This is a genomic window from Leeuwenhoekiella nanhaiensis (genome assembly GCF_002744755.1).
Classification (GTDB): Bacteria; Bacteroidota; Bacteroidia; order Flavobacteriales; family Flavobacteriaceae; genus Leeuwenhoekiella; species Leeuwenhoekiella nanhaiensis.
On sequence record NZ_KZ319315.1, the window covers coordinates 1 to 10,797 of the forward strand.

General features: G+C 36.8%; 12 protein-coding genes. 9 read left to right on the forward strand and 3 right to left on the reverse strand.

The window, feature by feature from the left end; genetic code table 11:
• From CJ305_RS18770 to CJ305_RS19540, 9 genes are all read left to right on the forward strand, one after another.
• The coding region (locus CJ305_RS18770) for a VirB4 family type IV secretion system protein (RefSeq protein WP_099647798.1) at nucleotides 1-1,628 on the forward strand (1,628 nt) is incomplete at its 5' end.
• A 4-nt stretch (nucleotides 1,629-1,632) separates the two neighbouring features.
• Complete coding sequence (locus tag CJ305_RS18775; protein ID WP_099647799.1) at nucleotides 1,633-2,214, forward strand: conjugal transfer protein; 582 nt, start codon at nucleotides 1,633-1,635, stop codon at nucleotides 2,212-2,214.
• A 5-nt stretch (nucleotides 2,215-2,219) separates the two neighbouring features.
• Nucleotides 2,220-3,044 carry a hypothetical protein gene (locus tag CJ305_RS18780; RefSeq protein ID WP_099647800.1) on the forward strand — a complete coding sequence of 275 codons (825 nt, stop codon included), beginning with the start codon at nucleotides 2,220-2,222 and terminating at the stop codon, nucleotides 3,042-3,044.
• Between the two features lie 11 nt (nucleotides 3,045-3,055).
• A complete protein-coding gene (locus tag CJ305_RS18785) occupies nucleotides 3,056-3,670 on the forward strand; it encodes a conjugal transfer protein TraK (protein ID WP_099647801.1) in 615 nt (204 codons plus the stop codon).
• On the forward strand, nucleotides 3,660-4,589 hold the full coding sequence (traM, locus tag CJ305_RS18790; RefSeq protein WP_099647802.1) for a conjugative transposon protein TraM: 930 nt from the start codon (nucleotides 3,660-3,662) through the stop codon (nucleotides 4,587-4,589). The genes CJ305_RS18785 and traM overlap by 11 nt, the downstream gene beginning before the upstream one ends.
• Nucleotides 4,590-4,619: 30 nt before the next feature.
• Entirely contained in the window at nucleotides 4,620-5,474 is an 855-nt protein-coding gene (locus CJ305_RS18795; protein WP_099647803.1) for a DUF4138 domain-containing protein, read from the forward strand.
• 7 nt (nucleotides 5,475-5,481) lie between these two features.
• Complete coding sequence (locus tag CJ305_RS18800) at nucleotides 5,482-5,844, forward strand: hypothetical protein (protein WP_099647804.1); 363 nt, start codon at nucleotides 5,482-5,484, stop codon at nucleotides 5,842-5,844.
• A gap of 97 nt (nucleotides 5,845-5,941) precedes the next feature.
• Nucleotides 5,942-6,616, forward strand: coding sequence for a DNA-methyltransferase (locus CJ305_RS18805; RefSeq protein WP_051957571.1), 675 nt, complete (start codon nucleotides 5,942-5,944; stop codon nucleotides 6,614-6,616).
• 63 nt (nucleotides 6,617-6,679) lie between these two features.
• The gene (locus CJ305_RS19540; protein ID WP_189319494.1) at nucleotides 6,680-6,850 is read left to right on the forward strand and encodes a hypothetical protein; all 171 of its coding nucleotides are present in this window, start codon (nucleotides 6,680-6,682) and stop codon (nucleotides 6,848-6,850) included.
• Nucleotides 6,851-6,887: 37 nt separating this feature from the next.
• Here the strand turns inward: CJ305_RS19540 and CJ305_RS18810 are convergent, their stop codons facing one another.
• From CJ305_RS18810 to mobB, 3 genes are all read right to left on the reverse strand, one after another.
• On the reverse strand, nucleotides 6,888-8,381 hold the full coding sequence (locus CJ305_RS18810) for a PDDEXK family nuclease (protein ID WP_099647805.1): 1,494 nt from the start codon (nucleotides 8,379-8,381) through the stop codon (nucleotides 6,888-6,890).
• 112 nt (nucleotides 8,382-8,493) lie between these two features.
• Nucleotides 8,494-10,074 carry a type IV secretory system conjugative DNA transfer family protein gene (locus tag CJ305_RS18815; RefSeq protein WP_099647806.1) on the reverse strand — a complete coding sequence of 527 codons (1,581 nt, stop codon included), beginning with the start codon at nucleotides 10,072-10,074 and terminating at the stop codon, nucleotides 8,494-8,496.
• A 5-nt stretch (nucleotides 10,075-10,079) separates the two neighbouring features.
• Nucleotides 10,080-10,797: MobB family relaxase (gene mobB, locus CJ305_RS18820; RefSeq protein ID WP_099647807.1), on the reverse strand; the 718-nt coding region annotated here is incomplete at its 5' end.

Consider the following 10,797-nt stretch of genomic DNA (forward strand, 5'->3'; position numbering starts at 1 on the left):
ATCTCGACGACAAACAAAAGTGGCGCAAGCTTCTGGATAAGAAAATTGAAGAACTGAACAAAAGTTCAAATTTCGGTTCGCAGAACAAGGTCGTCCTTGGTAAGATTCAACACATCCTTGACCAAATCAATGCCGATGATAATGCACGAATCATTCGTGGTCATCTCAATATTGCGTATTGGTCAAAAGATGCCAAAGAGCTCGATAAGATAACCTCTAAAATCAAGACCGAGTTCAAGGAACTGGATATCATCCCCTACTATCCAAGAGGCGAAGAACGAAAGAACTATATACTGAATAGTTACTGTTGTTTTTCATCCAATTTCTCTAACAACGATTTATATGTAACGGATTTAAAACACGCACTTTGCCTGTTCATCAACAATACGAACTACAAGTCCGATGCAACCGGAATCATCTTTAACGACCGTGAGCATAACATTCCCGTTCTAAAGGATGTTTGGGACGAGCGCAAGAAGCGCATCAAGGCACGGAACTTTGCCATCTTCGCACCAACGGGCGAAGGCAAATCCTTTTTGGCCAATAACATCCTGCGCCAATATTTTGAAAGTGGCGTTCGTCTGGTCATTATCGACTTGGGCGGGTCCTACACCAAGTTTGCCAAACTCTATCCTGAAAAATATACGGTGCTGCGCTATGAAAGCGGAAAAAATCTTGGTATCAATCCATTTTATATCAGCAATGCAAATGACCTGACACCCGAACGTTTGGAAGACTTATCAGTTTTCCTATTTGAGCTGTTCGCATCTGATTTGAAAGTGACAAAAGCACAATCGGTTTCGGTCAAAAAGATACTGCGCCATTATTATGACAGCACTTCAGAAAACCACTCTTTGGATGGTTTCTACAGCTTTATAGAAAGGAATCAGAAAGACCTTCTGGACACCTTGAAAATCCATCCCGACTACTTCAATGTCACGAGCTTCTTGCACGTAATGTCAGAGTATGTCGGCGATGGTCTATATAGTTTTCTATTTGAAGTGAGCGAAGACCAGACCTATAAAATTGAGGACAAAAGATTGATTGTTTTTGAACTTGACGAAGTCAAGGACAATAAGGAAATCCTGTCCGTAATGCTGAAACTCATCAAATCTGCCATCCAAAGTACGATTTGGAAAAACAGGGCAGAAAAAGGCATCATCCTATTCGATGAGTTTGCCAAACAACTGAAGTTTGACAATGTACTGGAAAGTGTGGAATTCTACTATCAAGCTATACGTAAACAGAATGGTGCCATCGGTATCATCCTGCAATCTATCAATCAGTTGCCAAATAATTCCACTTCGGCAAGTATTCTTGAAAATACGCAGGTCATCTATAGTCTGAACAACGAGAAAGGCTATGACGAATTGGTCAAAAGGCTCAACCTTTCAAGCCACGACTTGAACCAATTAAAGTCTATCAAAAACAATCTTTCCGGACCACGGAAGTACACTGAAATGTTCATCAAAATTGGTAGGGAAAGTAACATTTTCAGGCTAGAAGTTCCTAAAGAAGTGTATGCAGCTTACTTGACCGACGGAAAGGAAAACGAAGAAATAATGAAGCTTTACGAAGAGCATCAAGATATGGAAAAAGCAATAATTCAATACACATCTAAAACATAATATTATGAAGACAAAAATCAGAATTTTAGTAATGGCAATAGCCCTAATATTTTTAATGACTGGTCGTACTTCCGCCCAAGGAATGCCAGTTTACGACAATACCAACTTTATCAGTCTGGTAAAATCTCTTGTAGAATCTGCAAAGCAAACATCGCAGCTTATAAAGTCCGTTCAGTTCTTGAAAGATGCCAAAGAAAGCATAGAGAAGGTATCAAGTGTAGTACAGCAACTTAGAGCGGTTCAAGAAATTGCCCAAAATAATCAGCGCCTCATCAATGTAATGCAAAATGATTTACAGGACATCCTGAATTCGCCTTATATAAAACCTGAAGAGGTTACACGGGTTACAGAATCATTTAATGCCATAGTCCAAAACTCTTTGGATACCCTTGATTTTATTGACGAAATCCTATCAAGTGATTACCTGAAAATGAGCGACGCCGAACGTGCTGAAGTGTTGAAACAGAAAGAACAGGAATCAAAGGAAATGGTTGCTAATATCACAACTAAAACGAAACGCTACAAGGACATTATTTCCTTCAGAAAAATGCAGGATAAAATCAATAACCGAGAAACTGAGTATTAAAAGCAATGTCAATCGGACTGGAATATATCGACACCGTTTTTCAAACGATACAGAATAGCAGCTTCTCGCAATACACCATTGCAGGGATGAAAACGCTAGCTGTATTGTTCTTCCTAGTCAATATCCTTAAAAAATATAACGAAGGTATTGCGGATAAGGACGGTTACACTTGGGGGTTGAGTCCAGGGGAACTTGCAAAGAATTTTGCCATAGTTCTCCTGGTTATCTTTTCTACTCAGGTATTGGGTTTCTTCGATAGTATTTTGGTTTCTATAGAAGCACAATATCGTGGTACAGCACCAGCTTTATTGCCCTTGCAGATGCAAGATATTCCCATTGAAGAAGACATAAATCTTATAGATGCTGCAAAAAATGCAATGACCCTGCTTTATGAAGCATTGGTAACACCTCTTTATGGGTTCAAGATACTTGCCTTCATTATTGGAATCATTCTTTGGATTTTAGACCTGTTTATATATCCGCTGTTTTTGGCAGAACGTTTCTTTCTTTTAGGAATTATGCAGGCTTTTTTTCCTTTGGTCATTAGTCTCGCTGTTTTTGAAAAATTCCGTTCACTGGCATATACATTTTTTAAGTTGTATGCTGCGGTATATATGTTGGTGCCTGCCTTCTTTTTGGTCAATATATTTATAAATGCGCTTTACACCGAAATCAACACCAATTTCTGGGTAAATCTTTTTGGGACAGATGTTGGCCAGGGATTTTTTGCACCAGTGGTCCAGCTTGGCTCGGTAGGCTTTATTGTATTCCTGAAGTTTAAACTTTACAAGCGGGCCACATCATTTACACTCAGATTGTTTACTAGCTAATTCACCTCACAATGAAAACACCATACAAGAATATTTATAACGTCCTAAAATTGAATCGGTTTATAGTACTTGCAGTAATAATCTGTGCATTCTTATCAAGTACAATTTCACTTTGGATGGCCTTTACCACCAATAAAAACGCGCTCAATAGTGCTTTTGCTATCAATACAGATGGTAGCATTATCCCGTTGAAACTCGTTACCCAAAAAGAAAATTTCAGGGTAGAAGCTTTGGCACATTTGGATTTGTTTCACAGATATTTCTACAACATCGATGCAAGCAATTATGAAAAGAACTTGGAAAAGGCTCTTTGGTTGGGCAATAGCTCTATAGACAACCTTTATCGTCAGAAAAAAGCGGATGGTGTTTACAATCGATTATTGCAATATTCATTGGTCCAAAAAGTATTGAGCATTGATTCCCAAATCGAGGAACAAAACGGAACATATATTTTTAGAACCGTTACGATTTTTGAAATCAACAGAGGAACTATAATAGACACCTACGAACTTGTTTCAACAGGAAATCTAATTCCAGTTGACCGAAACTTTCCAAACAACCCTCACGGACTTTTAATAACCGAATATTTTGAAAACACTCTTAAAAAACTAAATGATGAAAGTTGAAAAGAATAAAATAGTATTTGCAGCTGTATTGGCTGTAATTTTCATATTCCTTATTTCCTATTCCGTAATGGTGATGGGCGATGATGAAAGTGAAAATGAAAATCTTGAACAAACCTTAGTTCCTGATTTAGAGGAAAACCAAAAAGAGTATGACTCAAAATTGGATGCTATCAATGACCTAAAAGAAGTGCGCGAAAATAATGCACCTAGCATCTATGATGAAAAGCTGATTGATTCCCTAGGCTTTTATGACCCAGACTTACCAGAGCGTGAAAAAGCGCGTATCGTGGATAGTATTTACGATGCTGGTAAGATTAAATATTCTGAAAAGAAATATCAAAATTTGGGTCATAAGAAAATTGCTCAAAATGAAACAATAGAAATTGACTCTACCGAAATCAAAAGAGAACAGAAAATTGAAGCAAAAGAATTGGGTCTTGAACATCAACTGTTCTTTGCAGCTTCTCCTAAACCGAATGAAGTTTCGATTATAGGTAATACAGATGAAACCGTTTATGTCGTAGTAGATGGCGACCAAGTTGTCAAGGCGAATACCAGGTTACAGATGCGTCTTACACAAGCTGCAATAATAAACGGTAAACTGATGCCTAAAAACACACAAATTTTTGGTTTCATCAGCTTTCAGCCAAATCGTGCTTTAATCGAAATTGAGAACATAAAACATCATCCTACTAAACTTAAAGCATTCGATTTGTTGGATGGAAGTGAGGGTATCTACGTACAAAACAATTTTCGGGCAGAGGCTACCACGGAAGTTTTAGATGATGTTATTGGCGACATCAATATTCCTACTGTCCCTCAAGTGGGTGGAATTACACAGGTTTTCAGACGTAGTAACCGAAGTGTGAAGATAACTGTGCTCAATAATTACAAATTAATCCTAAAACCAAAATTATGAAGCCCTAATGGGTATTTAAAAATCACACTTATGAAAAAATATATCATCATTCTAGCTCTTGTCAATTCTGCTTTTGCACCTCTCTTATGCTTGGCACAGACTAATTTGCAAAAAACTGTAGTTCTCGATACCATTTATGCAAACGACACCAAAAACGTTGCCCTGTTTTTCCCCGAACCCATACGGCAAGGCATAACCGGTTCAGATAATTTTGTCTTTACTTACAATCGTGATAAAGAACAGTATTTTGGGCTGTTACAAGCTAAGCCTGGGAAGGAAAGTAATTTACTGGTAGTCAATAGAAATGGCTCGATTTTTTCGTATATTGTAAGGTATAAAAAACAGCTTTCTAAGCTCAATTACTTCATTCCGGCATCACATAGTATCGGGAATGAAAAACCGATTGTAACCGATTCAATTCTTGCTGAATCCTCTGAAGAGCGTGTAGATAACAGAGCCTTTTATTACCAAAAATTCTGCTCGTATCTGCTAAATAGAAAACAACGTATTGGTCGAATCAAAAAGCGAAATGAAGGCATTGTTTTAAGTGTTGAGAATATCGTTTTTGATAAAGAAGAACTCTATTTCGTTATCCAGATTGAGAACAATTCTACCTTGGACTACGATTTGAATTTCTTGAATCTTTCGATTGAAACACGACAGAAAGGAAAAAGAAAATCGTTACAACGTTTGTATCAAGAGCCGATTTATAAACATAATCTGCCTTCAAAAATTGTAGAAGGTCAAACGGCACGGTTCGTTTATGTGTTGCCCAAGTTTTCATTATCCAATGACCGTAGGGCAATTTTAGAACTGAATGAAAAGGATGGTGAACGAAATATTGAAATGAAACTATCGCACAGATATATTAATAACCCAAATTAATACTGTTATGAAAAAAATCGTCATTTGCTCACTCGTACTTCTATTCATTTCCTGTTCAGAAAACAAGAATATGTCGCCTTCAGAAACTGCCAAGATTGTTGCAGAAAGCTTTTTCTCAAAAGATGAGTCAGTTCTAAAAAAGCATACCACATCAGAAGGGTATGCCAGTTTGATTACGGTTCTAAATATGATGCCTGATTCTGATAAAAACATCAAGGTAGAAATTTTGGATGAAGTCATTGAGGGGGACATTGCCTGGATAAAATATAAAACCTCTTTTGATGGGAAGTCTGGTGTTTTCAAATTAGTCAAAGAAAATGGTCAATGGAAGGTCACTTACAATAAGCCCAGGGATAAAGGACCCTTTTAAATAATCACTAAACATTTATTCTAATTAATTATCAGTTTTCAAAAGATTCTGAAGAGTCATACTTATACTTTGTCTTTAATAAACTCAATCTAAATAATTGGCGCAAAAAATACTAAATATAGATTGGAATATCGGAATTAAGTCCGTCGCTAATAACAGTGTAGACTTGGTACTGACCGACCCACCTTATGGCATCGATTACAGAAGTAATAAACGAGGTAAGCGGCATAAAAGAATGCCCAATGACAACAATTTAGATTGGTTGAATCATTGGGTGAAAGAGTTGAAACGTGTATGTAAAGACGAGGCACATCTATACATTTTTTGCTCTTGGCATAATGTGGAAGTCTTTAAGTTTTTTATTGGAAAAGAATTTAGAATAAAAAATATATTAATATGGGAAAAGGAAAATCACGGAACTGGTGACCTAAAAGGCGACTATGCCCCAAAATATGAGATGATTATATTTTGTAGTAACGGAAGCAAAAAATTGAACGGAAAGCGTGATTGTAATATTTTAAAATCTGCCAAAACCAAGAACAATAATCACCCCACAGAAAAGCCCGTTAATTTGATAAGTTATTTAATTGAAAAAAGTACCGATTTAGGTGATTTGGTATTGGATACATTTGGCGGAAGTTGCTCAACTGCCATTGCAAGTAAACAAACCGGCAGAAATTGTATTGTTTTTGAGATTGAAGCAAACTATTGTAAGATTGGTATTAAAAACTTAGCTAGTACTTCAAAAAGATTATTTAGAATGAATAATTAAGATTGTTTCTAAAGCTCAATTATTTACTAAAATTTTTAAGTCTTACTATATAGGTCTAAAAAATTGAAATGTTATACTGAATTACGTGTAAGTTATATTAAAGACTGCCTATCAACTTATGATGCCCAATATCAATTTTACACCACCTATTGCACCACCTATTACACCACCAATATGACAACCAATATGACCACCTATTTGACCACCTATTTGATTACAAATCATAAAAAATAAATAAACTTAAGGTTGTGAATAAAGATAAGTTATAAAACTATTTATTCTTATCCACAAATTTGACTTGGTCTTTAGATGTTAGTACATTTGGAAATATTGGGATTAAATCTTGATTTTTAGACAGTCTCATCTCAATATCCTCCCTATTCCACCAAGAAGTCCAAATTCCTTGAGATGGTAACGATTCAAGCTTTTCTGTAAGTGCTGAAGAAATTTGGGTGTTTACGGCTAAAAAGAAGCCTTGTGAATTATGGGTTTCTACAGTATCTCGCATATCCAATACTTTCCCTTTTCCGATTGTAGATTTTCCCGATTTGCATTGCCCTACAACTTTTATCAACTTTTTTGGTGGTGTGGTATCGGACATATATTCATTTATTACATTCCACTCAATAATTAAATCTCTTCCTTTATCACCTTGATTGATGGGCGCCGGTCTTCTAACGCTTTTTACGTTTGGCTCACGTTCCAATAGTGCTTTAACTAATAGCTCGAATTGATCAGGACAGACCTTTTCTTTCCAAATAAATTGTGATATAGGAAACAATAATTCAGATTCTCTATTATGGCGCTGTCTTATGAGTTCTCTCTCTTTTTTATATTCATCAAATCCACAAATTCTACCCAATGCAATAATATAATCTTCCATTACGGTAACGACCATATTTTCCATAGGCATAACCGGGTATCCTTTTAGTTTACCGTTCTTATTAATTTTTTTAAAGTATTCGTCCATTTCAGACTTAGTCTCATCGTGAACAAAGTTTTTTATGTTATCGCTGAGCACAAATGTACCATTCTCGCCTTTCATCGATTCTGTTTTATCTGTACACAAGTCTAAAGTTGCATTGAGAAACTTTGCGAGACTACTTGACTTAATCATAGTAACTTCCTCTTCTATGTCATAGAAATATACCCATTCTGGTCGTTCACGGTCACCATAATTGTTACGGCTGGATATAGTGTGTAAATCTGAGAATAAAGCTTCGACATCTTCAAGTGAATACTTGTAATTTGAATTACTAATATTCCCATCAGTCATACACTTGTCACAAGGACAACCTGTAAAATACCATAAGCTTTCTCGCCAAAATGCAACCATTATTATGATTTCCTCGACAACTTTAAAGAGTTGTTCGGCAGTTGAAATTCCGTGTAAAATTGGAACTTGGACAGGTACCAAATACCTTCCCCAAATTTCATCAGGTACAACTGGATGACCTATGTCAAATTGCTCACAAGAGATTCCTGTTTTATAGAATCTCAAAAAAGAAGTAAACATTAGGCTTAAAATAACGTGCGCATCGGATCTGTCACCTGCATAAAAAACATCGTATGTTCTTTGAAGAAAATAAAATGATAAATTATAATTTTCATCTAATTGAAGGAAAAGTGTTATTCCAGAGGATTGATCTGTAAATATCCTAAAGTAATTGTCTTCAGCGATTTCAATTGTTAAGTGATGTTTTTTACATAAATCTTCAATAATTTCTGTTAGGTTTTGTATTTCTTCAGCGTTGTCTATTTTCATTTAAAGCATTAATATATTGCACGTTTTAAAACTCATTTTACCCAAGATAAATATAACATTATCCTATCAAGAAAGTAAATCATAATTTAGATTTATAGGACCACTCTTTTGGTTAACTAAATATAGACTTTACATCACTGTAAATTTTTTCAAAATTGGCTGCCAAATCTACCCGAGAAAATTGGTTGGATTCTTTTGGAAGTTCTCGTTTAAAACTCGGTAATTTGAACAGCACCTTTTTATCCTTTCCATCAGCATACGTAATAAACTCGCCCTGCTTTAACCTGAAGAAAACATCAGCCCTAATCTTCGGTATTTCCTTTTCGCCTGTAGTAATTCGAGTGTCAAAATCGAGATTATGACCACGACTAATACTTTTGGTTGGATCCTTGATTATTTCAAAAAAGCGCTCGTAGTATTTCGCCGTGTCCGGGTCATTGACCTTTCCGAAAAATTGATAGGATAAATTACTAAGAATGGCCTTGCTTGCCTTATCGCCATACATCATATCGTTCTGGATTTTGTCCTGCATCACATAGATAGTCGCTATATCATAGCTTCTCAACGTTGCCGGAATACGGTGCATATTTAATAGACGAATGGTCGGCGCTTCTTCCATCAACAGAAAAGATGGTTTTGAATTTCGCACGCTCATTTGTTTGGTTATAGTGTGAATAATGGTAGCAATAACAGGCGAATATGATGTTTCAAATTTCGGGTTATTGACTATTGAAATGACCGCTGGATTTTCCTCATTATTTATATTGAGTGGCACTTCATCTGCAGATAACGCCATAAAAATGCGTTGTGTACTAATTCTTTTAAGCGCATTGGCCAAGGTACTTTTTACGCCAGCCGTTTGCCTATCCGAATCCTTGCCGCTTATAAAAGCATCTGCCATTGCCCTTGACGTGGTGTTGGTTTCCAAGAACTGGATTAGACTGTCCGTGTCCAGATATTGGTAGATGGCAATTAAATGTGGAAGTGTGCAGAATTGTGGATAGGTGGTTTTCAGTTTCCAAATCAACCCACCAATCAAACCTTCGGCAGCATCATTGAAAAATTTTGTAGTGCCAGTCGTGCCACTTTCTCTTTGCTCTAATAGGTTTTCAATCAATACCCGCGACACTTCGTTTACGCTTTCCTCATTCTCTAAATAGCGTGGCGCGATAGGATTTACCCTGTGGATGATTTTATCAAAGGATATGACCTTAAAAGGGATATGGCTATCCTTAAAAAGCGGATACGCCATTTCGGTCAGTTCAAAGTCCTTGTAGTCGTGTATAATTCCACAAAAGCTTTCTTTCCGGAAGTGTTTCAAAAATCCATACACAACGCTTTCGGTTTTTCCGCTTCCAGCAGAACCGATGATGGATGCACCTCGTTTGATGTTGTCCAGTTTAAAATTTCCCTTGGTGGTCTCAAAGCTGACCTGATATTTGCTATCGCCATTTAACGGCTTGTCAGTTTTATGCAGGAACACATACATTCCTATGTTAATTAATATGAGAGGGCAAGCCAGATAAAGAGAAATCAGAATCAGTCGGTTTTCCTCGTTCAAATAGAACACCATCGCACCAAGCACAAGAAAATTAACGATGAATGCATACCTACTTACCCGAAACATCGCATAGAAAACAATACTGGCCAGACCTATAATTGTAAGTGTCGTTATGAGGTTATCTATTTGCATACCGATTAGATTCCAATGGAACTTGATTTAAGCGCTATTTCTGCACCACGCCTTAACCGTTTAAGAACTCGAAGTGCAATCTGTGTTTGACTAACTGGAATATTTGGCACTATCGGTAGTCCCGTTTTTGCTATCATTTTAAAAGCCAAGGCCTTTTCGTTAGCTGGTAGTTTCATCAAGGCAGCGAAATAGAGATTGGGATTCTTTACAAAATCCTTTCGAGCTTTGTAGGTCTCGGCAAAGTTTCGTTTATAGCCAAAAGTTTTATCAAAAGTTTTTTCTGCATTCTTAAAGAATTTATCTCGGTCAAAACCGCGTTTTACGGTTTGCCCATTCAACTTCACGTCGGATGCTTTGTATTTGCTTCCTGGCGACAAGCTGAATCTGTTGGACGCATCCTTACGGCTCACGATAATATGGATGTGGCTTTGGTTTCCATCTTTTTGCATTCCCTGGACAATCCGTTTTCCGTTTTGTTGGTGTGGTGCCTGGCGTTCCAGTTTGGCGATTTGCTTTTTCATCCTTTTAATATTTCCTTCAGCTCGTCCTTCTTGAATATTTCGGATTTCCGTTTTGAGCTGAAGAATTTTCGTGGCATACGGTTGGTTCTCTTTTACCTGAAAATCTGTCCCTTTAAATGTGCGTTGGTGCTCTATTTTTGCATAGTACTTTATGTCATCTATGTTGACCGGTCGCCCTTTGATTTCCCTATTGAATGAAGCC

What these genes read in the sequence shown, in the direction of transcription:
- CJ305_RS18815 (WP_099647806.1), bottom strand. Translation starts at nt 10,074, where the DNA reads ATGCAAATAGATAACCTCATAACGACACTTACAATTATAGGTCTGGCC.
- CJ305_RS18810 (WP_099647805.1), bottom strand. Translation starts at nt 8,381, where the DNA reads ATGAAAATAGACAACGCTGAAGAAATACAAAACCTAACAGAAATTATT.
- CJ305_RS18800 (WP_099647804.1), top strand. Translation starts at nt 5,482, where the DNA reads ATGAAAAAAATCGTCATTTGCTCACTCGTACTTCTATTCATTTCCTGT.
- CJ305_RS18795 (WP_099647803.1), top strand. Translation starts at nt 4,620, where the DNA reads ATGAAAAAATATATCATCATTCTAGCTCTTGTCAATTCTGCTTTTGCA.
- CJ305_RS18780 (WP_099647800.1), top strand. Translation starts at nt 2,220, where the DNA reads ATGTCAATCGGACTGGAATATATCGACACCGTTTTTCAAACGATACAG.
- CJ305_RS18785 (WP_099647801.1), top strand. Translation starts at nt 3,056, where the DNA reads ATGAAAACACCATACAAGAATATTTATAACGTCCTAAAATTGAATCGG.
- CJ305_RS18775 (WP_099647799.1), top strand. Translation starts at nt 1,633, where the DNA reads ATGAAGACAAAAATCAGAATTTTAGTAATGGCAATAGCCCTAATATTT.
- traM (WP_099647802.1), top strand. Translation starts at nt 3,660, where the DNA reads ATGAAAGTTGAAAAGAATAAAATAGTATTTGCAGCTGTATTGGCTGTA.